This is a genomic window from Kitasatospora sp. NPDC048286 (genome assembly GCF_043201735.1).
Taxonomy (GTDB): Bacteria; Actinomycetota; Actinomycetes; order Streptomycetales; family Streptomycetaceae; genus Kitasatospora.
In genome coordinates this window covers 170,653-193,885 of the sequence record NZ_JBICZE010000012.1, presented here as the reverse complement: position 1 = coordinate 193,885, position 23,233 = coordinate 170,653, and the positions used below count along the sequence as shown (strand labels likewise).

At 69.8% G+C, this 23,233-nt stretch carries 22 protein-coding genes; 5 read left to right on the top strand and 17 right to left on the bottom strand.

Annotated features, from left to right (window positions below; genetic code table 11):
• Nucleotides 1-16: 16 nt before the first annotated feature.
• From ACGF13_RS27870 to tsaD, 4 genes are all read right to left on the bottom strand, one after another.
• Complete coding sequence (locus ACGF13_RS27870) at nucleotides 17-1,063, bottom strand: cytochrome P450 (protein WP_392880063.1); 1,047 nt, start codon at nucleotides 1,061-1,063, stop codon at nucleotides 17-19.
• 147 nt (nucleotides 1,064-1,210) lie between these two features.
• A complete protein-coding gene (locus ACGF13_RS27865; RefSeq protein ID WP_392880061.1) occupies nucleotides 1,211-1,366 on the bottom strand; it encodes a hypothetical protein in 156 nt (51 codons plus the stop codon).
• A gap of 269 nt (nucleotides 1,367-1,635) precedes the next feature.
• A complete protein-coding gene (locus ACGF13_RS27860; protein WP_392880059.1) occupies nucleotides 1,636-3,885 on the bottom strand; it encodes a collagenase in 2,250 nt (749 codons plus the stop codon).
• 302 nt (nucleotides 3,886-4,187) lie between these two features.
• On the bottom strand, nucleotides 4,188-5,240 hold the full coding sequence (gene tsaD, locus ACGF13_RS27855; RefSeq protein ID WP_392880057.1) for a tRNA (adenosine(37)-N6)-threonylcarbamoyltransferase complex transferase subunit TsaD: 1,053 nt from the start codon (nucleotides 5,238-5,240) through the stop codon (nucleotides 4,188-4,190).
• A 182-nt stretch (nucleotides 5,241-5,422) separates the two neighbouring features.
• Between tsaD and ACGF13_RS27850 the strand changes: the two genes are divergently transcribed.
• From ACGF13_RS27850 to ACGF13_RS27840, 3 genes are all read left to right on the top strand, one after another.
• A complete protein-coding gene (locus ACGF13_RS27850; protein ID WP_392880054.1) occupies nucleotides 5,423-6,025 on the top strand; it encodes a superoxide dismutase in 603 nt (200 codons plus the stop codon).
• Nucleotides 6,026-6,317: 292 nt separating this feature from the next.
• On the top strand, nucleotides 6,318-7,352 hold the full coding sequence (locus ACGF13_RS27845; protein ID WP_392880052.1) for a glycosyltransferase family 2 protein: 1,035 nt from the start codon (nucleotides 6,318-6,320) through the stop codon (nucleotides 7,350-7,352).
• Nucleotides 7,353-7,582: 230 nt separating this feature from the next.
• Nucleotides 7,583-8,002 (top strand): SMI1/KNR4 family protein, encoded by a 420-nt coding sequence (locus ACGF13_RS27840; protein WP_392880049.1) that lies wholly within the window; start codon nucleotides 7,583-7,585, stop codon nucleotides 8,000-8,002.
• Between the two features lie 7 nt (nucleotides 8,003-8,009).
• On the opposite strand, the gene ACGF13_RS27835 is transcribed toward ACGF13_RS27840, so the two are convergent.
• From ACGF13_RS27835 to ACGF13_RS27795, 9 genes are all read right to left on the bottom strand, one after another.
• A complete protein-coding gene (locus tag ACGF13_RS27835; protein WP_392880046.1) occupies nucleotides 8,010-9,068 on the bottom strand; it encodes an XRE family transcriptional regulator in 1,059 nt (352 codons plus the stop codon).
• A gap of 269 nt (nucleotides 9,069-9,337) precedes the next feature.
• Nucleotides 9,338-10,489, bottom strand: a complete 1,152-nt coding sequence (locus tag ACGF13_RS27830) for a methyltransferase domain-containing protein (RefSeq protein ID WP_392880043.1) — start codon at nucleotides 10,487-10,489, stop codon at nucleotides 9,338-9,340.
• Between the two features lie 32 nt (nucleotides 10,490-10,521).
• Nucleotides 10,522-10,710 (bottom strand): hypothetical protein, encoded by a 189-nt coding sequence (locus tag ACGF13_RS27825; RefSeq protein ID WP_392880040.1) that lies wholly within the window; start codon nucleotides 10,708-10,710, stop codon nucleotides 10,522-10,524.
• A gap of 265 nt (nucleotides 10,711-10,975) precedes the next feature.
• Nucleotides 10,976-11,815, bottom strand: coding sequence for a helix-turn-helix domain-containing protein (locus tag ACGF13_RS27820; protein WP_392880037.1), 840 nt, complete (start codon nucleotides 11,813-11,815; stop codon nucleotides 10,976-10,978).
• Nucleotides 11,812-12,348: a DUF6879 family protein gene (locus ACGF13_RS27815; protein WP_392880034.1), complete on the bottom strand. Its 537-nt coding sequence runs from the start codon at nucleotides 12,346-12,348 to the stop codon at nucleotides 11,812-11,814. Before ACGF13_RS27815 ends, ACGF13_RS27820 begins: the two co-directional genes overlap by 4 nt.
• Nucleotides 12,349-12,350: 2 nt before the next feature.
• Nucleotides 12,351-12,551: a hypothetical protein gene (locus ACGF13_RS27810; protein WP_392880032.1), complete on the bottom strand. Its 201-nt coding sequence runs from the start codon at nucleotides 12,549-12,551 to the stop codon at nucleotides 12,351-12,353.
• Between the two features lie 251 nt (nucleotides 12,552-12,802).
• Nucleotides 12,803-13,432 carry an HAD family hydrolase gene (locus ACGF13_RS27805; protein ID WP_392880030.1) on the bottom strand — a complete coding sequence of 210 codons (630 nt, stop codon included), beginning with the start codon at nucleotides 13,430-13,432 and terminating at the stop codon, nucleotides 12,803-12,805.
• 137 nt (nucleotides 13,433-13,569) lie between these two features.
• Complete coding sequence (locus ACGF13_RS27800) at nucleotides 13,570-14,043, bottom strand: hypothetical protein (protein ID WP_392880027.1); 474 nt, start codon at nucleotides 14,041-14,043, stop codon at nucleotides 13,570-13,572.
• Between the two features lie 12 nt (nucleotides 14,044-14,055).
• Nucleotides 14,056-15,303, bottom strand: coding sequence for a helix-turn-helix domain-containing protein (locus tag ACGF13_RS27795; RefSeq protein ID WP_392880025.1), 1,248 nt, complete (start codon nucleotides 15,301-15,303; stop codon nucleotides 14,056-14,058).
• A 191-nt stretch (nucleotides 15,304-15,494) separates the two neighbouring features.
• Here ACGF13_RS27795 and ACGF13_RS27790 point away from each other — a divergent pair, with 191 nt between their 5' ends.
• Nucleotides 15,495-16,016, top strand: coding sequence for an ATP-binding protein (locus ACGF13_RS27790; protein ID WP_392880023.1), 522 nt, complete (start codon nucleotides 15,495-15,497; stop codon nucleotides 16,014-16,016).
• On the opposite strand, the gene ACGF13_RS27785 is transcribed toward ACGF13_RS27790, so the two are convergent.
• Genes ACGF13_RS27785 through ACGF13_RS27770 form a run of 4 tightly spaced genes read right to left on the bottom strand, consistent with a single transcriptional unit; the run spans nucleotide 16,009 to nucleotide 21,542 of the window.
• On the bottom strand, nucleotides 16,009-16,407 hold the full coding sequence (locus tag ACGF13_RS27785; protein WP_392880020.1) for an SRPBCC family protein: 399 nt from the start codon (nucleotides 16,405-16,407) through the stop codon (nucleotides 16,009-16,011). The genes ACGF13_RS27790 and ACGF13_RS27785 overlap by 8 nt on opposite strands.
• 27 nt (nucleotides 16,408-16,434) lie before the next feature.
• On the bottom strand, nucleotides 16,435-17,427 hold the full coding sequence (gene meaB, locus ACGF13_RS27780) for a methylmalonyl Co-A mutase-associated GTPase MeaB (RefSeq protein WP_392880018.1): 993 nt from the start codon (nucleotides 17,425-17,427) through the stop codon (nucleotides 16,435-16,437).
• Between the two features lie 12 nt (nucleotides 17,428-17,439).
• Nucleotides 17,440-19,677: a methylmalonyl-CoA mutase gene (gene scpA / locus ACGF13_RS27775; protein ID WP_392880015.1), complete on the bottom strand. Its 2,238-nt coding sequence runs from the start codon at nucleotides 19,675-19,677 to the stop codon at nucleotides 17,440-17,442.
• A complete protein-coding gene (locus ACGF13_RS27770) occupies nucleotides 19,674-21,542 on the bottom strand; it encodes a methylmalonyl-CoA mutase family protein (RefSeq protein ID WP_392880012.1) in 1,869 nt (622 codons plus the stop codon). The genes scpA and ACGF13_RS27770 overlap by 4 nt, the downstream gene beginning before the upstream one ends.
• 498 nt (nucleotides 21,543-22,040) lie before the next feature.
• Here ACGF13_RS27770 and ACGF13_RS27765 point away from each other — a divergent pair, with 498 nt between their 5' ends.
• The gene (locus ACGF13_RS27765) at nucleotides 22,041-23,135 is read left to right on the top strand and encodes an NlpC/P60 family protein (RefSeq protein ID WP_392880011.1); all 1,095 of its coding nucleotides are present in this window, start codon (nucleotides 22,041-22,043) and stop codon (nucleotides 23,133-23,135) included.
• Nucleotides 23,136-23,233 lie beyond the last annotated feature (98 nt).

Sequence of the window (23,233 nt, the reverse complement as noted above, 5' to 3'; positions counted from 1 at the left end):
CTCTACGAGCCGGGCGTCAGGCCCCGACCTGCGCCTCGAACCGTACGGAGAGCAGGGAGCGCAGCGGCACCTGCGCCTCCTGCTGCGGGCCGCGGACGGTGAGCCGGTTGTCCAGGGCGACGGTCAGCAGCCGCTCGGCCAGCGGCACGATCAGGTGCTTGGCCCAGCAGCGGGCGCCGTCGAAGCCGAAGGGCATGAACGCGGGCGCCTTCTCCGGGTCCGTGACGCCGTCCCAGCGTTCGGGGCGGAACTCCAGCGGGTCGGACCAGTAGTCGGGGTGGCGGTGCATCAGCAGGGGGAAGAGCGCGACGTCGTCCTCGGGGCGGATCTCGGGGTGCAGGGCGGTGTACGCCGCGCCGCCGTTGCGGTACAGCATCCACGCCGGTGGGAGCAGCCGCAGCGTCTCCCAGAGGATGGCGGTGAGGTCGGCGCGCTGCTCCGGCCGGTCCCGTTCCGGGCCCATCAGCCACAGGGCGTTGCCGGTCAGCGCGGCCACGCCGTCGCACAGGGTGGCCGTCGCCCGCCGGTACATCGCGACGGCCTGCCGGCGGTCCAGCGGGTCGTCGGCGTCGCGGATCAGCCCGGCCAGTGCGGTGCGCCCGTCCTGCTCGGCGGAGCCGGGCCAGCGGGTGGCGGCGCGGTCGACGAGCCGGGAGAGGGTGTCGGAGCGGGTCACGCCGCGCTTCGACAGCAGCGAGACGGGCAGCGGGTCGCCGGAGAACAGCCAGCGGCGCAGGTAGGAGGTGCCCGCGTAGGGCCAGGCGCCGGCCATCCCGCGGGCCGGGGGCGGCGGCTTGCGGCTGCCCGCCACGGCGTCCTGGCCCAGCGCCCGGATCGTCCGGGTCGCGCTGTCGTGGGGGATTTCGGCGCCCGCGGCGGGTTTGTAGACCGATCGCTCGGTGGAAAGCACGGGGCGGGCCGCGACGATTTCGGCCATCAGTCGGGAGTCCGAGACGCCGACCTTGGCCGGGTCGATCCGGAAGACCTTCTCGTCCCTGGCCAGCAGGTCCCGAATCGTCGGGGCGAACACGACGGTACGGCTGCGCGTGGTGGCCGTCGCCATTTCTTCCATGGGAATTCGGCCTCCAATGCGAAATACCCGGGAAATGCCTGGGAAGTGCGTTCGGTGCGGCGCGCGGGGAATTCCGGACGCGCCGCGGCGCCGGCGGGAGACGTGGCCGACCCTCGCTCCCGCCGGCGGCCGACCACGTCAGATGACGTGCAGCACCCACGCGTGGTTCGCGAGGTCCTCGTTCTTCTTGAACTTCTTGACGAGCGTCAGGATCATCTTCATGGTGAATCTCCATTCCGGTGATTGCGGGTGCGGCGAGAATGCCGCACCCGGGCCGTCCGAGTTATTCGGCATTCCGTTGCCGGGTGCCGAACGGGTTCATCTGTCATGGACCCTAACCGAAAGATCGCCGCTCGGACACCCCTTCGGCAGAGGATTATGCGATCTCTGCGCCTTGTTAGCGGTCTATTCGATGGTCGAATCGTTATAACCCGTGGAAATCAAGGTGGGCGCGGAGCGGGAACGCGAAAGGGCCCCGCGAAGCCGCGGGGCCCTGCTGCGCGTACGACGGGTACGGCGCGGTCGGTCAGGTGTCGAGCACGGTCAGGTGTCGAGCGCGGTGATCAGTTGTAGGTCGTGGTGACGGTCACGCCGCCGAAGCCCTGCTGGCCGTAGAGGCTGAAGTACACCCAGCCGGACGGCGGGTTGGCGATGGTGAGGGTCTCGCCGTTGTCGCCGTTGGTGGACTTGGCCTTGTAGGAGCCGGTGGTGGCCCAGGCGCCGCCGTTGTAGTACAGGTCGGCGTTGCCGGTGCCGCCGCTGGTGGTGATGGTCAGCTGCTGCACGCCGGCCGGCAGGTACAGGAAGCTGTAGCTGTAGTTCCCGGTGGTGGCGGCCACGCCGTCGCGGCGGCAGTTCTTGTCGAACTGCCGGGTGTCGGCGGCGGTGCAGAGCGGGGCCTTGGGCTGCTCGGTGGGCAGCGTGCCGCAGTTGTCGGCGGCGCAGGCCTTGAGCCAGGTGGCGAAGTCGGCGTCGTACTTGGTGCCGATGGTGGTCTTCAGGAGGGTGCGGGCGCCGTTCCAGTCACCGGCGCGGTACTTGGCGAGCACCGCGGTGACGTCGTCCGGGTGCGACTGGAGCATGTAGCGGACCGCCAGGTAGCCCCAGTTGTAGGTCCGGGTGGAGTCCGAGTTGTCGTAGGTGGTGTCGAACAGCGTGCTCAGCGCGTAGGTGCCCTTGCCGGCCTGGGCGACGGCGTCGTCGTAGTGCTGGCCGCGGTAGCTGTAGGAGACGTACTCGGCGAGGCCCTCGACCCACCAGATGGTCGGGGTGGTCATGCCGGCCTCGAAGTCGCCGTACATGTCGTAGCGGCCGTCGAGGTAGTGGGTGTACTCGTGGTTGAGGTTCCAGATCTGGAACTGGGGCCGCAGCCAGGAGGCCTCGTGGGCGATGAAGCGGGCCTGGTTGCCGGCCTTGGCCGGGTCGCCCTCCTCGTACATGCCGCCGTTGTCGACCTCGATCTTGTACATCTCCCAGGCGTACAGGCTGTAGTTGTAGTAGTCGTCGAAGACGACGACCTCGAGGTTGGTGTTGTTGTCGTTGGCGACCGGGCCGTTGTCCTTGACGATCTTGTGGAAGAACGCGTCCTGGTTGATCAGGCTGGTGCAGGTGTCGGCGAGCTGCTGCGCGGTCATCTCCTGGGCACGGATGCGCAGGTTGGCGTTGCAGGTGTGGTCGACGGTGAGCACCAGCGGGACGAGCTTGGCGGGCACGTCACAGGTGCCGTAGAGGGAGCAGTTGCCCTCGTCCTTCTTCTCCGTGAACCAGAGCAGGTTCATGGTGAGCGGACCGGTGTTGCCGACCAGCGGGTAGCGGTTGATCAGGTCCTTGAGGATCGGCCGGCCCTGGGCGCGCAGCTCGTCGTGGGCGACCAGGTTGCCGAGCTGGATGCCGATCCTGGTGACCAGGTCGCCGCCGTTGATCAGGCCGCTGTTGCGGGTGACGAAGGACGACGCGGTGGTGGCGAAGGACGGGTCGGCCTGGAGGGCGGAGACGAACTCCGGCAGGTCGAAGCCGCGCTCGATGACGGTCTCGGTGTTGGCGACGGCGGTGGTCATCGCCGCCGGCCAGCTGCCGGTGTAGTCGTTCAGCAGCCGCTTGACGACGCCGGTGTAGCGGGCGTTCTCCTGGGCGCTGTCGATCAGGGTGACGGCCTCGGCGAGGGTGGCGCCGTTGGCGTCGGTGACGTCCTTGCTGTGCGGGGCGGCGTAGAAGGCGTCCAGCGCACCGCGGATGGCGGTCTTGAGGCTGTCGCCGTACGCGCCCACGGCGTCCTTGTTGTACCACTGCGCGTAGTACCCGGCCCGCAGGAAGAGCACCAGCTGCCCGGCCGAGGTGGAGTTGTCGCCGGGGTAGGTGGCGGCGGTGTCGCGCAGGGCGTTGGCGACGGTGACCATCTGGGCCTCGTTGAAGGCGCCCTTGGCGTCGTTGCCGGTGAGCTGGAACAGCGTGTTGACGCAGTCGAGCCCGGAGCCCTTGACCTGCTGGACCAGCGCGGCACCGGACTTGCCGGTGAAGGCGGAGACGTCGCAGGCGGCGGCGGCCGCGAGCGACCGGGCCGACTTGGCGGCGCCGACGGTGCTGCCCGCCGTCGGGGCGGTCGCCTTGGCCTGCGGGTCCGAGGCGAGCGGGCGGTCGTCCTGCGGGGTGTCGGGCGACTTGGGCACGGGGATCGTGCGGGGTGTGGCCTTCCCGGCCGAGGTGGCGGGCTTGCCGGCCGGGGTGGCCGAGGGGGCTTCGGTGGCGTGTGCGGCCGACGCGAACAGGCCGAGTGAGAGGAGGAGGGCGGTGCCGAGCGCGGGGAGCCTGCGCACGCCGTCCTTCGCTATCGAGGAGGGACGCATCTGTGGGGGCCTCCGGGGCCGTTGAGGTGGGGGCGGCCGTGCTGCGTGGGGCGCACGGGCCTTGCTGTGTGACATGTAAAATGGCACAAGGCTGAACGCGGAGGGAAGCCCCCAAGAACGGATTGCCGGTCGGCGAGACCGAAACGTTGCCGGAGCGTGTCGGAACGCGTGTCAGAGCGCCTCGTCGTGGCGCGTCGTGGCGGGTCGTCGGGCGCGCCACCGGAACGCGTCGTCGGGCGGCGCGTCGCCGAAACGGACGGACGGACGGTCGGTCAGCCGCCCGACCGTGCCGACGGCGTGAGCGCCGCGAACTCCAGCGGCGCCGACGGATCCACCGACAGGTCCGCCGGAGCCGGCTCCGCACCCGCGCGGACCAGCAGGTCCCCGACCGCCGCCACCATCGCGCCGTTGTCGGTGCACAGCCGCAGCGGCGGCACCCGCAGCGCGATCCCCGCCGCCGCGCACCGCTGCTCGGCCAGCGCCCGCACCCGGGAGTTGGCCGCGACCCCGCCGACCACCACCAGGGTGCCGATCCCGTGGTCCAGGCAGGCCCGCACCGCCTTGCGGGTCAGCACGTCCGCGATCGCCTCCTGCAGCGCGGCCGCCGCGTCCGGCACCCGGGGCTCGCGCTGCGCCTCGACCCAGCGGGCGGCCGCGGTCTTCAGGCCGGAGAAGGAGAACGCGTACGGGTCGTCATGCGGCCCGGTCAGCGGGCGCGGCAGCCGGACGGCCGTCGGATCGCCCTCGCGCGCGGCGCGGTCGATCGCCGGACCGCCCGGGTAGGGGAGTCCCAGGATCCGGGCGACCTTGTCGAAGCACTCGCCGGCCGCGTCGTCCAGGGTGTCGCCGAGGTGGACGATCGGGTCCCGGGCCAGGTCGCGCACCAGCAGCAGCGAGGTGTGGCCGCCCGAGACGATGAGCACCACGCAGGGGTCGGGCAGCGGCCCGCCGTCCAGGGTGGCGGCGGCGACGTGCCCGGCGAGGTGGTGCACGCCGTACAGCGGGACGCCCAGCGAGAAGGCGTACCCCTTGGCGGCGGCCACGCCCACCTGGAGCGCCCCGGCCAGTCCGGGGCCGGCGGTCACCGCGACCGCGCCGACGTCCGCCAGGGTGAGTCCGGCCCGGTCCAGCGCCTCCCGGACCACCGGCGCCATCGCGTGCACGTGCGCCCGGGCGGCGATCTCCGGCACCACCCCGCCGTAGTGGGCGTGCTCGTCCATCGACGAGGCCACCGCCTGTCCGAGCAGCACGCCGTCGCGCACCAGGCCCGCGCCGGTCTCGTCGCAGGAGGACTCGATGCCCAGTACTACCGGCGACCCTGTCACAGTCACTCACCCTTGTCGGTCATTACACGGAACGACGACCATTGTGCCCGACGGGATGTGAGGAATAAGCAGGAGCCCATGCTTCGTTCTTGCAACTCATACGCAATAGTGTTGTTCCGGCACGATCACCACCTCCACCGCCGTCCAACGCGGTTCAACCCGCCGAAAGGGGCCGTGTCCTGATGGGCACCTACACGCTTCCCGACCTCCCGTACGACTACTCCGCGCTGGAGCGGGCGATGTCGGCCGAGATCCTGGAGCTGCACCACTCCAAGCACCACGCCGCGTACGTCAAGGGCGCCAACGACACCCTCGACCAGCTGGCCGAGGCCCGCGACAAGGAGCAGTTCGGCGGCCTGGTCGGCCTGCAGAAGACCTTCGCCTTCCACCTGTCGGGCCACGTGCTGCACTCGCTGTTCTGGCAGAACCTCTCGCCCGAGGGCGGCGAGCGCCCCGAGGGCGAGCTGGCCGACGCCATCACCGAGCACTTCGGCAGCTTCGAGGCCTTCAAGAAGCAGCTCACCAACGCCACCACCGGCGTCCAGGGCTCCGGCTGGGGCATCCTGTCCTGGGAGCCGCTCGGGCAGCGCCTGATCGTCGAGCAGGTCTACGACCACCACGGCAACGTCGGCCAGAACACCACCCCGCTGCTGGCCTTCGACGCCTGGGAGCACGCCTACTACCTGCAGTACCGCAACGTCCGCCCGGACTACGTCACCCGCCTGTGGGACGTCGTCAACTGGCAGGACGTGTCGGACCGCTTCGCGGCCGTCAAGAGCGCCTGATCCCCGTCGGGTGACAGCCGGCCCCGGCCCGGTCGGGCGGTCCGGGGCCGTCCCCTGCTGTGCTTGTCCTGTACGGGAGTTGACGCCCGACACAGCCGGTGCACCCCGCCGCAGGCCGTAAGCCACCCGCCGTTCGCCTGCCGGTCGCGTGCCCTCCCTACGCTCGCTCGGACCACCGCCGGTGACCGGCCGGCAACGGCCTCCCGGCCCTGTCCGCTGCTGTCGCCGCTGCTGCCGCCGCCACCGCCGTCGCCGCAGCCGCGGTTGCCGCCGCTGAGCGAAAGGGCGCCCGATGGCCCCGCGTCTCTCCCTCGTCGTCCCGATCTACAACGTCGAGCGCTACCTCCAGGAGTGCCTGGACTCGATCGCGGCGCAGACCTTCGGGGACTTCGAGTGCGTCATGGTCGACGACGGCTCGACCGACGACGGCCCGGCCATCGCCAAGGCCCACGCCGAACAGGACCCGCGCTTCCGGCTGGTCAGCCAGGAGAACCAGGGCCTGGGCGCCGCCCGCAACACCGGCTGGCGCCACCTCACCCCCGGCACCGAGTACCTGGCCTTCGTCGACAGCGACGACACCCTTCCGCCGCACGCCTACCAGCTGATGATCGACACCCTGGACGGGACCGGCTCCGACTTCGCCGCCGGCAACGCCCTGCGGCTGCGCACCACCGGCCTCACCCCCTCGCACGGCCACCGCCGCCCGTTCCACGAGACCCGGCTGCGCACCCACGTCAGCGAACTGCCCGCCCTGGTCACCGACCGCACCGCCTGGAACAAGGTCTACCGGCGCACCTTCTTCGACGGCGCGGGCCTGCTCTACCCCGAGGGCATCCTGTACGAGGACGCCCCGGTCAGCGTGCCCCACCACTTCCTCGCCGAGAAGGTCGACGTGCTCGCCGACCCGATCTACCACTGGCGCGTGCGCGAGGACGGCGACCTCTCCATCACCCAGAAGAAGACCGACCCGCGCGGACTGGTCGACCGGGTCCGCTCGATGGAACTCGTCCGCGAATGGCTGCTCGCCCGCCCCGAGCCCGTCTTCGCCGACCACCTGCACACCTACGACCGCAACTGCCTGGTCGAGGAGATCCCGATGTTCTTCTGGACCGTCCCCGACGGCGACCACGCCTACCGCGCCGCCTACCAGCAGCACGTCAGCCGCCTCCTGCGGGCCATCGGCCCCGGGCAGGTGGCCGGCCTCAGCCCCCAGCTGCGCCTCAAGTACCGCCTCACCCTGGCCGGCGCCATGCAGGGCTTCGTCGCCGTCCAACACGCCCACCGCCTCGCCCGCCGCACCCGGCAGGCCGTCTCCGCCCGCCGCTGAGCCGTCCTCCACTGGGCCGTCCTCCACTGGGCCGTCCTCCACGGGCGGGCAGGGGAGTCCGGCCGAGCCGCTCGGTGCCGCAGAGGCTGCGGTAGCCCGGGAACCACGGGGCCGCCGGGCCGGATCTGCCCGGCGGCCCCTGACCAGGGCTCTTCCGGCACGATGGTCCCGTACATTCGCCTGTTCGAGGGCGACCCACGACGTTCCGAGGTGCGAGACCCATGGGTGCGATGGCAAGGATTCTGGACGCGTTCCCCGGATCACTGAACGGGGCGGTCGGTCTGACCCCGGAGCAGATCGCCCTGATCGAGGAGGACCAGGGCGTTCCCCTCCCCGAGGACTACCGCGAATTCCTGGCCCTCGCCGGCGGCGGCGGGTTCCACGCGCTGCGGGGGGAGACGTACGCCTTCCCGGAGATCCTGGGCATCACGGAGAGCGCCCGCGAGATCCTGACGGAAGCGGCCCCCGGCGAGTCCCTCGACGGCTGCGTCGTCTTCATGGCCCACCAGGGCTACATCTACTCCTTCATCGCCCCGCCCGAACTGGGCGGCAAGACCTACGAGGTCGCCGAGACCCACGAGGGCGTCCACGAAGGCGCGGCCTCCTTCGCGGCCTTCATACACGGGATGCTGTCGGCCTCGTGCACCTGACGGTCGCCTATCCGGCGTCGAGGGGCCGCAGGAGTACGTTCCGGTGCCGCCAGGCCAGGCGAAGGAGCGCCGCACCGGCGGGCTGCATCGGCTCCGTGGTGGTGAGGCGATCCACCTGATCCGCGGTGAAGGGGATGCCGGTCGAGCGACCCGTGGCGTCGTCCAGCCCGACCCGACGGCCTTCTTCGTTGCTGGAGACGATCCGCCGGAACGTCTCGTCGAACAGCTCGGCGTCGAAGACGGCCACGGTGAGCATGTCGGTGACGTAGGTCAGCGGATCCATCCCGAGGCCCAGCCAGAACACGCGTAGGGTGCCGTCCTCGCGTGCAGCGGTGAGCTTCTCGCTGAGGGGCCAGGAGGCGTAGTCGATGGGGGACTTGTCGCTGCCGTAGTCCTCGCTGGCGCCGAGGAGTTCCTCGCTCAGCTCGCGGAGGATGGAACGCCACAGGTCGAAGTCGTTGGCCTCGTTCCATGGTGCGTCGTGCGAGGCCTGGAACATCCCGACTGGCATGACCTGGTAGAGGCCGCCGCCGCTGGCGACCTTCTCGGGGTCGCGCCAGTGGAGGACGAACTCCGCCTCGTCGGTGCGGCGATCGTGCCGGATGGTGAGCGTGCTGGTCGCGGCCATGACGGGGCGGCGCGTGAGGTCGGTCGGATCGGCGATGGCGGCCCGGAACGGCGTGTGCCGGTCCGGGCCTGCCAGAACGGCGGACGCGTATTCGTGGGCGACGGCCTCGCAGATGTTGATGACGTCGAAGTACTGCCCGCGCCCGAAGGTCAGCACGGGTTCGGCGGTGGAGGCATCGACGTCCAAGAGGCGGTAGCAGCCACGGTTTTCGAACACCTTGGGCTTGGCGAGATCCCGCAAAGCATCCGCGTAGTAGCGGTACGAGGCGCCGTCCGCCCGACGAGGCCGGATGTGGTCGAGCTCCGGCTCGCTCCCGTCCAGGAGGGCATTCGGCCCGTCCGGCTGCCACCGCAGCCGGACGCGCTCCAATGGCACCGGCTGCTCCGGGATCCAGTGGGGCCGGGCCAACAGGGGCGTTCCTGGGACCAGATTCTCCATAGTGCTCTCAGCCAGGAGTTGAATGGTCAAGGCGAAGCGTTGCTCGTTCAGGAAGCTTCGTACCCGGCGCCAGTCCTCTCTTGTGCCAGACGAGCTCGGTTGATCACCTGCCATGGTTTACTCCAGAGGTATGCGGCGCGTCCATCGAGTGCCTGGACGCCTGGAACGTTTCGGAGCCGGTAGAGAATGAGACCGCGGCACCGCCAGTTCCGCTCTCCTCCGACCGGCACTCGCCCTCGGGCCGCGCCGGGCGGCCCGAGGGCGATCACCTATTGCAGTGGCCACCCGTTCGCAGGGTGATCGAGCCAGGCGATATGCCCTTCGGGGGTAACGCTCAAGCCGAACCGATCCGGCCCGGGACGGTCGTTGTCGAGCCACCATTGGTGAGCGGCTTCGACTTCGTTCCAGACCTGCCGTGGGCCGTGCTGCCACACCGCGTACTGCTGGGCCTCCTCGGTGCCGTCCCAGTCGACGGCTGCCCAGGAGCCGCCGTCGGTCGTGGCCACCCAGAGGCGGGTCGCCACATTCTCGACGTCGGGGTTCTGGTGCCAGGCATACCAGAGGTCGCCGAGGCGGTGGCCGAGGGCGAACTGGGTCTCGAAGGCGGAGTCTGCGACGGCCCATGGGTTGAGCATGGTCGTGGATTCGGTCGGCACATGCTCTTCCAGGGCGACATCGCGGAAGAGCCGGAGGTCGAGGCGCTGGGTGCGCATCAGCATGAAGGCGCTCTCGGGGATGTAGCGACCGGTGCCGGTTCCATCGTCGTCGATGGTGAGACGGAGTAGGCCGCCGCAGATCCATGGGCTCTCCCACGGAACGAGTACGGTTCCACCGCTCTGGGTCTGGTTGATCCAGGCGTAGGGAATGCGTTTGACGGAGCACGTCGCCACAACGCGGTCGTAGGGCGCTTTGATGCTTCGCCCCAGGCTTCCGTCACCGTGGACGACGGTGGGGGCGTAGCCGTTCGCCTTGAGGTTTGACCGGGCGAGTTCGACCATGGCGGGGTCGATCTCGATCGTGGTGACATTGGCATCGCCCAGCCGGTGGGCGAGAAGAGCAGCGTTGAAACCGGTTCCGGTTCCGATCTCCAGTACTCGCATCCCCGGTGAGAGGTCCAGGAGTTCGAGCATTCGGAAGACGATCGACGGGGCGGAAGCGGAGGACGAAGGCAGGCCATCGGGGCCGTCCTGCTCCTCTCCGTCGTTGATCTGCGTTACCACCGGCTTGTCCGCATAGGCGGCGGCGAACCAACGATCCGGCTCGTGTTCACGATCGCACGAAGTGAGACGATTGTCGTCGCCGCTCAGCCAGATTCGGTTGGGGAGGAAACGGTGTCGAGGGGCCGCTTCGGCGGCCATGCGCCACTCCGCGGCCACCTCATGGCCGAGGAAGTGGGAGACCGTGTGGAGCAGGCCGCGCATGGCGGCCTGCTCACAGACACTCAGCTGAGGTGTCACTTGTCCTTTTCGCCGCCCTTGCCGTGCTTGCCGGTCTTCGACCCGGACGAGGTGTCCTGGCTCGACTTGCTCGTGCTGAAGTCCTTGTTGCCGCCGGCGTGCTTGCCCTGACCGCCGTCGTTGGCTCCGCTGCCGCCGCCGGAGCTTCCGCCGGAGTTTCCGCCCTTACCGAGGCCCCATCCCATGGGAGTCTCCTACTTGGTCGTGATGGTCGTCGTGGTGCTGCTGCCGGTCGGTCCGCTCACCGGCATGTCCGGCCCGGGCCCCGGCGGCGCCGGGGGACGCGGGGGCTTGGGGAACGGAGTGGCCATGGTTCTACTCCTCCTGCCTGTGACGGCTGGCGCAGAGCGGGAAGCTCTGTCATGACAGGACGGTAGGGGGAACCTCGCCGGTCCGTGGTTCGTGTTTCTCGCGGTTTCTCGGACACCGGCGGCTGGTTCCCGACGCTTCTCAGGCGGCCTCCAACGCATGGCGTGCCGCTGCGAGAACGTGGTACGCATCCGTTCCGGTTTCAGCCACCTGTTCGTATAGTTCCCATGCCCGGAGATAGAGCGCAACGTCCGCTTGTTCGTCGAGATGTAGCGAGGCATTGATCGTCTCGACGGTCACGAAGGACCGGTCGTGGATCCAGAAACCATGCCGAAGTGACAGCGGAAGTGTCGCGGAGAACGGGATGACGGCGATGCTCACCGTGTCCAGGCCGATCAGGCCGCAGAGCCTGTCGAGCTGTGACCGAAGTACCCCTGGAGGGCAGACGCGGGCGTGCAGCGCTCCTTTCCAGAGGATGAATCGAAAGCGTCGGCCCGTTTCGTACAGCAGCTCTTGGCGACGCATCCGTTCGCGGACGGCTTCGTCCGTGTCCCGGGGCGATTGATGCAGCGCGGCAGCGGCGAGCAGAACGTGTCGAGCGTAGTCGGGTGTCTGGAGCAATCCGGGCACCACGGTTGGCTCGTAGGCCCGGACGACCCGCGCGTTGCGTTCCTCCGTGCCGGCTTCCCGCTGGGCGTGTTGGTGACCACCGGACAGGCGGCGGCGCCAGGAGCGGTAGTGCGTCTCCAGACCGGAGAGGTCGTTCTGGAGCGAGACCACCAGTGCTGCGTGACCGGTTGCCTCGGCCCACGCGGCCAAGTCGGCGCCTGTGGCGGTCTGCCGACCGTTCTCCAGCTTGCTGATCTTCGAGTGGGGCCAGCCCAATCGGCCCGCCAGCTCCCGGCCGGTGAGCTCCGCATCGGCGCGCAGCCCTTGAAGCCGAGCGCCGAGCGCCTCGCGAGCCCGTTGGAAGTCGCTCACGCCTGGGACGGCACCTCGTCGGCGAACTCCGCCCGGGGGATGGCATGCTTCCAGGCTCGATCCCGGATTCGGCATGCTTCCAGGACCGCGCTGAGGTCTTCGATCAGCTCCGCCCCGAGGTAGTTGTCCTCCGCGTCGAAGTGCATCTCCAACAGCGATGCGGAGTCGAACAGCCAGAAGTCGCGGTCCGGAAGTTCGAGCTGCTGTGCTGTGGCGCGCTGTAGGTGTCGAATGTCCTCCCCTGCCTGGACGTTGGCCCATCCGACAGCGAGAAGGTAGGCCTGCCCGTCGGTCAGCGGGTCGTCCGCGATCCGCACCCGTTCGACACGCTTCCCGGCCGCGACCTGAGTCGTGATGTTCCGGCACCAGGGCCGCTGCGGATCCGTTTGAGGGTCCTCGCCACAGACCCACCGTTGGAAGCCGGGAGCCTGTCGATCCGAGGCGTAGCCCCGCCGGCTTTCCAGGCGCCATGCAGTGTGGGCGAATCCCTCGCCGAAGAAGTGGTCGAACTGTTCATCGCTGATGTAGGCCATGCTCAGTCCTTGGGGACGAAGCGGGTGAGGAGGTCACGGGGAACGACGACGAACGTCTCCCCGGGCAGGACGTCCCGCAGTTGGGCGAGGGCCTCGGGATCGGTCAGACGGTATCCCTGAACGACGATGTCACCCGTCTCCGTTTCATAGAGCGTCGGGCACTTCCCGTCTTCGCTGCTGGTGCCGAGGAACTTGAGTTGCATGGAGGGCTCCCTCTCGTTCGGCGGAGGACCAGGATGCAGCCTGAAGGGCAGCGTGCGGGGCCGTTCGGGGAGATTCCCAGGCCAGGGAGTGAACTGCGGCGGCGCGTCGTGGCGGAGGCCGTAGATCGGTTTGCGGAAGTCCCTCGGCGAGGAGGTGGTCAGCGGGCGGCCCCGAATGTGTTCACGGACGTACTGCGACGCGATGTGCTGCGCCGGTTGTAGTGCCTCTCCGGAGCAGGAGGAGGCTTTCGCTATGCGCCAATGAGGAGTTCGGCCAACTCCGTGAGCGAGTTCACGGTCCAGTCCGCCTCCGGGGCTCCAGTGGTGAGGCCGATCGGCCCTCGGCGGACGTGGGCAGTATGGAGGCCGGCCTTGTGTGCCGGGCTGATGTCGTTGGCGGGGTGGTCGCCGACGTAGACAATCTCGTGTGGGGCGCCTGGGGCCCACTCCTTCACTTTGTCGAAGAAGAACGGGCTCGGCTTGGCGACACCCCACTCGCCCGAGGTGGCGATGTCGTCGGCGGGCAGGGCGAGGTCTCGCAGCAAACGTGTGACCTGCGCGTTCTGGTTTCCCGCGATGCCGACCCACAAGCCGGCAGCCCGCAGCCGCGACAGCGCCGGCCGTACATCCGGGTAGAGGTCGGACTCGTCGAGGTAGTCGCCTTGACCCGCAGCCTGTCGGGCGCGCCACTCGGCGGCGATGTCGGCATCCGGCTTGATGAGTCGGATGGCGTCCGCGTTGTCCCGGCCTTCGGCCAACACGGCGCCGACGAGTGCCGACATGGTGTGGGGCGGAACGCCTAACCAATGGGCCCAGTCCGTCCAGTAGCGGGTGTCGCTGGTCAGGGTCTCGCCGATATCGAATACCACGGATCGGAGCATGAGGGCGAGCCTAGTCGTGGCGGTGGTGTGCTGGTCAGTTTCAAGCGCGTGATCTGGCGGTTGGAGTTGAAGAGGGGGAATTGACCGCCGAGTTGTGCATCGATGCGGCTGCTGCGGCGCGTCCCGTCTGACCCTCGCTATCGGCGCGCTCCCTTCGGCCAGATCACCTCGATCGGCACGCCGCGCTGCCGGGCGTACGCGACCACGTCCGCCGTGCCGCCCTGGCCGCGGGCCGGCAGGCCGTCCCACACGGCGAAGAGCTTGTCGATGTGGTCCACAAGGAGTTCACCTCCTGCCAGGTGGGCGGTTTCTTCGGACTCCAGGTGGCCGGTGCGATGGACGGCGGTGGCGCGGTCGAACAGCCGGTCATAGGTAGGGTGGTGCCACTCGGGGAGGCCATCCCGGTACTGGTCGGCCGGGACGATGACCTCCAGCTGTGCGCCTCGCTTGAGCGCGATCTCCGCCAGCCACGAGTCCGGCCCGTCTGCGATGCAGGACACGAGGGTGATGGTGGAGGAGGCCGCGTTCGGGAGCGCGTCTTCGAGGAGCTGCCGGACCTGTGCCTCCAGCTCGGTCGTCAGCCCTCGGTGGCCCGTGATGCCGATTCGCATCGAATTCCTTCCCTAGAGGTAGACGCCGTGAAGGCAGTCATCGAAGTCCCGCACTGCCTTGGGCGGTGAGGAGGAGCTGAACGACCGTCGAAGCGCGCGGCTCTTATCGACGATTCGCCCTGAGCGGTACTGGAGGCCGGTCTTCAGCGCCTCCGTCGCGATCGCGAATGCTGCTTCGACTTGTCCCGCGGCGAGTTGGCCTGCCGCGAGGTCCAACATCAGGAGCGCGCGCTGCTTCGCATGACCAGTGGCGAGAACGGGGCCAGAGTTACCCGAAACCCACCTGGGGAGCCCGAGGTGGGCGCTACAGGTCACTCTGAAGCTGTCAACCTTGGCCTCGTCGAAGGTGAAAACCCATGGCCAAGGAGGCGGTTCTCCATCGGCGTTGACATGAACCGCTGCTCGGCTGCGTGTCAATGCGCGATCGCAACTACGCTGATCACCTGAAGCTGCGTGTCCGAGGGCCTCCACTGAGGACAGCCACGCGTCGGCAACGGTGGGGGAGCCAGGTTGCAGGAGACCTCGAGCTCGCTCTACGAGGTTGAGAGCCATGGCCCCGTTGCCGGCGTGAGCCTCGAATTGTGCGAGGCTCCCCGTCTGATAGGCGGCAAGGAGCGGATGCGCTCCCGACCGGGCAGCCTTGATTGACGCCCCGTAGAACGAGCGTGCTGACCCGTTGTCTCCTGTGTCCCATGCCAGCCAAGCGGCCAGGCTCGCCGCTTCGCTCGCGACGGCGGCGAGCCTGATCCGATGGGCATCGGACGCGGCTGCACCGATGAGTCCCTGAATCAACCTCAAATGTGAGCGGACAGCCTGCGCGAGTTCCCGGGAGGACGTCGATCCGTCCAGTCGACGGTAGGACGTCGTGACAAGCCGAAGCGAGGAGGCCTGATGCTCGACCTCGTCGATACATCCGGTGGCGATGTCCAGCACAGGGGATACTGCAACTGCCGCGGCGGCTCCCAGGAATTGACGTCTCTCCACGCTCTCAGTTCCGATTCGTACATGGACCGGGGCTTCGGCGAGACCGAGGAGAGCCGCTGGGATCTCCAGGTGCTGCGAGACTCTCAGCAGCAAATCCATGGCGTAGGCGCCGACGGCTCGCTTCTCCAACCGGGAGATAGCTGATTGCGACAGCCCGCACGCCCGGCCCAACTGGGCTTGCGTCATGCGCTGGTGGGTTCGAGCCAGCTCGATGATCTTGCCGTAGTCCCTCGCTCGGGATGCTTCTCGGATGACTTCCGAATTCCAGTTCAACACTCCACCCAAGGCTACGAGCAATGTCACACCAGCTGAAGGGGCTTGATGCGGGGCTCGCATAGCCATATGCGAGCCCCGCATGATCGATGGTCTCATAGCTGTGATGGATTGTTTACTGAACGTGAGGAATTGGCTGTGTGTCGGCGTCTCGGCGGCTGCCGAGACGCCGACAAGAGGATATTTGCTGGCAGTTGTACGCCCAGCTGGCTTGGAGGGTGCACGTGGTGATCAGTCCATTGAGCAACGCACGGTTTCCGGTGCCGTTGGAGTGGGGGGAGTTGCCGGGGGCCGAAGCCGTGCCGGCGGCGCGGCGGTTGGTGGTGGCGATCGTGCGCGAGTGGGGGGTGCCGCTCTCGGATGATGCGCTTGAGGAACTGGAGTTGTGCGCGAGTGAGGTGATCGCGAATGCGCTGCTGCACACGGGGGAGCGGTGTGTCGTCACCGTTCGCTGGCGCAGCGGGCGGGTGCGGGTGGAGGTGGCTGACCGCGGGGCGGAACCGAAGACGGGGAAATGTGACGAGGAGGCGACGAGCGGGCGCGGCCTGTTGCTCGTGGAGGCGCTCGCGGATGTGTGGGGGTGGTACCCGGCGGAGACGGGCAAGGTGGTGTGGTTCGAGTATCCCGAAACCGGCGAAGCGCCGTGCCCCACGCATGGGTGGGGCACGGCGCACAGGCTTCGCTCGCTTGGTGAAGTAACCTCTGCCGTCAGGTAGTTCGCTGTTCCAGTGTCTCCTTCATGACCTGGGCTCCCCTGGCGACCCGAAATCGGACCTGCTCGGCCATGTCATGGGGCAGGACGTCCGTCGTCCACACGAGGCGGCACCGTCCGACCCCCTCCGGGAGGACCTGGAACGAAGCATGATGGTGGGTGAGCGGAATCTTGAAGCCCTCGACCGCCGAATAGGCGAGGCGGCGCAGATCATTGTCGATGCTGACGATCAGCTCGCGGATGACCGCGCCGCCGGGCATGGTCAGGTAGCGGACGTCGCCTTCGACCCGGGTGTCGAGGACGTAGCCGGGAATGAGGCGCCGGTGCACAGCGCCCACATCCCGTACGGCGTCCCAGACTTCGTCCGCGTCGGCCTCGATCGCGACGTCCTGCACGATGGTGGCGATGGTCCTGCGCTCCTGTCAGGAAGTGCCGAAGAAGGCGTCCAGCAGACGCTGTGCCGCCAACCCCGCCGGAAGGGTTCCGGCGCGGACCTGGGTTTCCAACTCGGAGGAGAGACGCCGAACTTCGGGATTTTCGTGCAACCGCGCGTACAACTGGTCGTGGACCATCGCCCATGTCCACTCCACCTGCTGCTCACGGCGCTTGGCGGCGAGTTCCCCTGTCGCGTCCAGCACCTTGCGGTGCTGCTGCAGCCGCTCCCACAGCACGTCCAGGCCTGCCCCGTCGCGCCCGCTGCAGGTGAGCACCGGCGGCGTCCACGCCGCGTCGGGTGCCTGCAACAGTCGCAGTGCGCCCGCGAGTTCGCGCGCCGCCGCCTTCGCGTCCCGCTCGTGCGGGCCGTCGGCCTTGTTGACGGCGATGACGTCCGCGAGTTCCAGTACGCCCTTCTTGATGCCCTGCAACTGGTCGCCGGTCCGCGCGAGGCTGAGCAGCAGGAAGGTGTCCACCATCCCGGCCACCGCCGTCTCGGACTGCCCGACGCCCACCGTCTCGATGAGCACCACGTCGTACCCGGCGGCCTCCATCACCACCATGGATTCCCGGGTGGCCTTGGCGACGCCGCCCAGTGTCCCCGAGGTCGGCGAGGGCCGGACGAAGGCGGCGGGGTCGACGGCGAGCCGCTCCATCCGGGTCTTGTCGCCCAGGATGGAGCCGCCCGTCCGGCTGGACGTCGGGTCCACGGCGAGCACCGCGACCCGGTGGCCCCGGCCGGTCAGCATCGTCCCGAAGGAGTCGATGAAGGTCGATTTGCCGACACCGGGCACGCCCGTGATGCCCACCCGGACCGCGCCGCCCGCGTGCGGCAGCAGCCGCTGGAGCAGCTGCTGCGCGAGCGCGCGGTGGTCGGGCCGGGAGGATTCGACGAGGGTGACGGCGCGAGCGATCCAGGCGCGCGAGCCGTCCAGTACGCCCGTCACGTAGCTGTCGAGGTCGATCGTCCGCGGAGGCATGGGATCAGGCGATCACAGCTCGTGGCCGAGGTCGGCCGCCAGGGACTTCAGCAGGTCGTACGCCGCGTCCGGGATGACCGTCCCCGGGGGGAAGACCGCCGCGGCGCCCGCCTCGTAGAGGGCGTCGAAGTCCTGCGGCGGGATCACCCCGCCCACCACGATGGTGATGTCCTCCCGGCCGGCTTCGGCGAGTTCGGCGCGCAGTGCGGGCACCAGCGTCAGGTGGCCGGCGGCCAGTGAGGACACGCCGACGATGTGGACGTCCGCCTCGACGGCCTGGCGGGCGACCTCGGCCGGGGTCTGGAACAGCGGGCCGACGTCGACCGTGAAGCCGAGGTCGGCGAAGGCGGTGGCGATCACCTTCTGGCCGCGGTCGTGGCCGTCCTGGCCCATCTTGGCGACCAGGATGCGCGGACGGCGGCCCTCGGCCTGCTCGAAGCGCTCGACCAGATCACGGGTGCGCTGGAGGGAGGCCGACGGGCCCGCTTCGTCTCGGTACACACCGGAGATGGTACGGATCTGGCCGGAGTGGCGGCCGTACACCTTCTCCAGGGCGTCCGAGATCTCGCCGACGGTGGCCTTGGCCCGGGCCGCGTTGACGGCCAGGTGCAGCAGGTTGCCGTCCAGCGAGCCGCCGCGCTGCGAACCGGCCTCGGCGGCCCGGGTGAGGGCGTGCAGCGCGTCGCGGCACGCGGCCTCGTCGCGCTCCTCGCGCAGCCGGCGCAGCTTCTCGATCTGCCGGGCCCGCACCGAGGAGTTGTCGACCTTGAGCACGTCGATCTGCTCGTCGCTGTCCACCCGGTACTTGTTGACGCCGATCACCGGCTGGCGGCCGGAGTCGATCCGCGCCTGGGTGCGGGCGGCGGCCTCCTCGACGCGCAGCTTGGGGATGCCCGCGTCGATGGCCTTCGCCATGCCGCCGGCCGCCTCGACCTCCTGGATGTGCTCCCAGGCCCGCGCGGCGAGGTCGTGCGTCAGCTTCTCGACGTACGCGGAGCCGCCCCACGGGTCGATCACCCGGCAGGTGCCCGACTCCTGCTGGAGCAGCAGCTGGGTGTTGCGGGCGATCCGCGCGGAGAAGTCGGTGGGCAGGGCGAGCGCCTCGTCGAGGGCGTTGGTGTGCAGCGACTGGGTGTGGCCCTGGGTCGCCGCCATCGCCTCCACGCAGGTGCGCGTCACGTTGTTGAACACGTCCTGGGCGGTGAGCGACCAGCCCGAGGTCTGCGAATGGGTGCGCAGCGACAGGGACTTGGGGTTCTTCGGGTCGAACTGCTTGACCAGCTTGGCCCACAGCAGCCGGGCCGCGCGCAGCTTGGCGACCTCCATGAAGAAGTTCATGCCGATCGCCCAGAAGAACGACAGCCGCGGCGCGAAGGCGTCCACGTCCAGGCCCACGTCCAGGCCCGCGCGCAGGTACTCCACCCCGTCGGCGAGGGTGTAGGCCAGTTCGAGGTCGGCCGTCGCACCCGCCTCCTGGATGTGGTAGCCGGAGATGGAGATCGAGTTGTACCGGGGCATCTTCTGCGAGGTGTACGCGAAGATGTCCGAGATGATCCGCATCGACGGCTGCGGCGGGTAGATGTAGGTGTTGCGGACCATGAACTCCTTGAGGATGTCGTTCTGGATGGTCCCCGCGAGCTTCTCCGGCGGTACGCCCTGTTCCTCGGCCGCGACGATGTACAGCGCGAGGATCGGCAGCACGGCGCCGTTCATGGTCATCGACACCGACATCTTGTCCAGCGGGATGCCGTCGAACAGCTGGCGCATGTCGTAGATCGAGTCGATGGCGACTCCCGCCATGCCGACGTCGCCGGTGACCCGCGGGTGGTCGCTGTCGTAGCCGCGGTGGGTCGGCAGGTCGAAGGCGACCGACAGGCCCTTCTGGCCGGCCGCGAGGTTGCGGCGGTAGAAGGCGTTGGACTCCTCGGCGGTGGAGAAGCCCGCGTACTGGCGGACGGTCCAGGGCTGGTTGACGTACATGGTCGGGTACGGCCCGCGCAGGTACGGGGCGACGCCCGGGTACGTCTCCAGGAAGTCCAGGCCGGCCAGGTCGGCGCCGGTGTACAGCGGCTTGACGCCGATGCCCTCGGGGGTGTCCCAGAGCAGCTCCTCGACGTCCTTGCCAGTGGACTGGCGCCAGGCGGCCCGCCACTGCTCCTCGGTGACGCCCGCGTTGTCGGTGGCGTCCGGGTTGACGGTGGCGCCGGCGGCGCCGCCGTCCAGCCCGATTCCGGTGAAGTCGGGGATCATCGAGCGGCTCCGATCTGGTCCAGCAGGGAGGTCAGGACGGCGACGGCGTCGCCTCCCGCGAAGATGAACTCGTCCACTCCGGCGGGTACTTCGCCGAGCCGTCCGGCCAGCAGCACCCTGGTGGCGCCGGCCGCCTTCAGGGCCTCGGCGACGGGCGAGGCGTGCTCGGCGTACAGGGCGTCGCTGGAGCAGAGGCAGGCGACGGTCGCGCCGGAGGCGCGGAACGCCTCGGCGAAGGCCGCCGGGTCGACGGACTCGGCCGAGACCGTCGCGATGCCGCCGGCCTGGAAGAGGTTGGCGGCGAAGGTGGTGCGCGCGGTGTGCGCGGAGGCGGTGCCGATCGAGGCGAGGAACAGGCTCGGTCGGGCGCCGTGCGCGGCGGCGTGGGCGTCCGAGCGGTTCCTCAGCGCCTCGAAGGCCTCGGCGCGGCGGACCTGCGGCAGCCCGCCGCCGAACCCGGCGGGGGCCGGTTCGCGGACCAGCGGCTGCTCGTCCAGGTGCGGGAACTCGCTGACGCCGGTGACGGGTTCGCGCCGCTTGGCGAGCCGTACGGACCGCTCCGCCCAGGTCGCGGCGATCCGCTCCTCGACCAGTCCGGAGGCGAGGGCGGCGCCCAGGCCGCCGGCCCGCTCGATCTCCTGGAACCAGGCCCAGGCGGCCCGCGCCAGCTCCTCGCTCAGCTGCTCGACGTACCAGGAGCCGCCGGCCGGGTCGATCACCCGGGCCAGGTGGGACTCCTCCAGCAGGATCGCCTGGGTGTTGCGGGCGATCCGGCGGGCGAAGGCGTCCGGCAGGCCGAGCGCGGTGTCGAAGGGCAGCACGGTGACGGAGTCGGCGCCGCCGACGCCGGCGGCCAGGCAGGCGACGGTGGTGCGCAGCATGTTCACCCACGGGTCGCGGGCGGTCATCATCACTCGCGAGGTGACGGCGTGCTGACGCTGCGCCGGGGCGGCCGCGCCGGCCCCCGAGACCTCGGCGACCCGGGCCCAGAGTCGGCGCGCGGCACGGAACTTGGCGATGGTGAGGAACTGGTCGGCGTCCGCGGCGTAGCGGAACTCCAGCTGGCCGAGCGCGTCGTCCACCGACAGCCCGGCGGCGGTCAGCGCGCGCAGGTAGGCGACGCCGGTGGCCAGCGAGCAGCCCAACTCCTGGGCGGGGGAGGCGCCGGCCTCGTGGTACGGCAGGGCGTCCACCGTGAGCGCCCGCAGGCCCGGGTACCCGGCGGCGCAGCGGGCGGCCAGCGCGGTGGCCTCGGCGAGCAGCGCGTCGGTGCGGGCGCCGTCGCCGGTGCGGGCCTGGAGGCCGAGCGGGTCGGCGCCGAGGTTGCCGGCGGCGGAGCCGGGGGAGACCTCGCGCTCCTCGTACAGCTTGAACAACTGCTCAGCGGCGTCGGTGAATTCGGGCCCGGCGTCGAGTGCCACGGCGGCCAGGTCCAGGTACACCCCGGTCAGTGCCTCGGGCAGGGCCGCCACCGGCAGGCCCGCACCGCCCAGCTCCAGCCAGAGCGAGCTCACGCCGTGCTCCAGGTCGGCCAGGACGGCCTCGTTGGTGCGCCGGCGGTCCGGGTCGGCGTGCCGCTGGCGGACGTCCCACCCGGCCACGGCGGAGCCCTGCGCCCGGCCGCCGCGCACGAACGGCGCGAAGCCGGGGTAGCCCGGGTCCGCGGCGGTGTCCTCGGCGGTGTACAGCGGGCGGGCGCTCAGCCCGTCCTGGAGCCGGGTGGTGAGCGTCTGCTCGGCGGCGGCGCCGTCCTCGGGCTGGGCACCGGACTTGCGCAGCACGCCCTGGACGAGCTGCTGCCACTGCTCGCGGTGCGCGGCCGGGAACTCGGAGGCAAGGGGGAGCCCTTCGGGCGGGACCTTCATGTGCGCAGGTTAGCGCCCGTTCGCGGGGCCGCAGGAGGGGGATTCCGTGTGACCTTGCCCTCGATCGGGCCGGGATCCGAGCACTCTCCGAGGTGGGGAGTGTCACGGCGGCCGGGGCGGCGGGTACCAGGAGTGGGAAGGGGGCCGTACGGGGGAGCTGAGGGGGGAGTGGAGGGATCTGAGGGGAGCCGGGGGAGCGGGAGCGGGACGGGCGCAGGTCGGCGGGGGTGGCGGCGGCCGTCGGCGGCGGGCGCGATGTCCGAGGTCAACACCGATGGCAGGGAACGCGATCGATGTTCCGTCATGCTGCCAAAACGTCATGATCAGGGGGATTGCGGAACCCGGGCCCTCATCTATTAAGTTACTTCGAAGAAGGTGGGCGGGGCGGTACCCCCCCGTTGCTCGCCCTGCCTGCCTTCGTCGTCCCCGGCCCCGGCCGAGCCGTCCCCCGGCTCCGTCCGGACCCTCCCCAGATTCCCCCGAAGGAGAGCGACCGCCATGGGAAAACGTCGCAAGCCCAGCCCGCCGAGCCGGGCCCGCATGGCGGTCGTCACCACGGCCATGGCGGCCGGCGGCGCGGTCCTCGCCTCCGGCACCGCCCACGCCGAGCCGACCCCGAGCCTGGCCTCCGTCAAGGAGCAGGTCGACCAGCTCAACGAGGCGGCCGAGCAGGCGATCGAGAAGCACAACGGCTTCCAGGCGAAGCAGCAGCAGCTCCAGGCCGACGCCAACGTGATCCAGGAGAAGGTCGCCCGCGGTCAGGAGGCGATGAACGAGCTGCGGACCCGGCTCGGCGCGGTCGCCGCCGACCAGTACCGCACCAACGGCATAGACCCGTCGGTCCAGCTGATGCTCGACTCCGACCCGTCCGCGTACCTGGAGCGCGCCGCGGTGCAGAACCAGGTCTCCGACTCCCAGGCGAACCTGCTCAAGCAGGCCCAGGACGAGCAGCGCAAGCTCGACCAGGACCGCGCCGAGGCCACCGCCACCCTGGCCGCGCTCGACTCGGTGGGCACCCAGCTGGCGGAGCAGAAGAAGGACATCCAGACCAAGCTGGCCCAGGCCCAGGAGACGCTGAACAAGCTCAGCGCCGAGGACCGTGCCAAGATCAACGCCCAGCAGAGCGCCGAGAAGGCCAAGGCCGAGGCCCAGCAGGCGGCCGCCGCCGCCGCTGCCGCCGCCAAGGACCGTGCCTCCCGCTCCGCCGACCGCCCGGACATGAACGCCCCGGTTCCGTCGGCCAGTGGCCGGGCCGGCGCCATCATCGGCTTCGCCCAGGCCCAGCTCGGCAAGCCCTACGGCTGGGGCAAGAACGGCCCCGCCAGCTTCGACTGCTCGGGCCTCACCAGCCAGGCCTACCGCGCCGCCGGCGTCACGATCTCCCGGACGTCCGAGGAGCAGTGGAAGGACGGCCCGCACGTCGACCGCGCCAACCTCCAGCCCGGTGACCTGGTCTTCTTCTACAACGACCTGCACCACGTCGGCCTGTACATCGGCGACGGCAAGATGATCCACGCCCCGCGCACGGGCAAGAACATCGAGGTCCTGCCGATCTCCGTGATGCCCTACATGGGCGCCGTCCGCCCGGCCTGACCGGGCGCCTCATGTGATCCACGAGGGTCGGCCCACGAGACCGGGCCGACCCTCGTGGACCGACCGCAGTGGACCCGGGGGCCGGTGCCCCCGGGTCC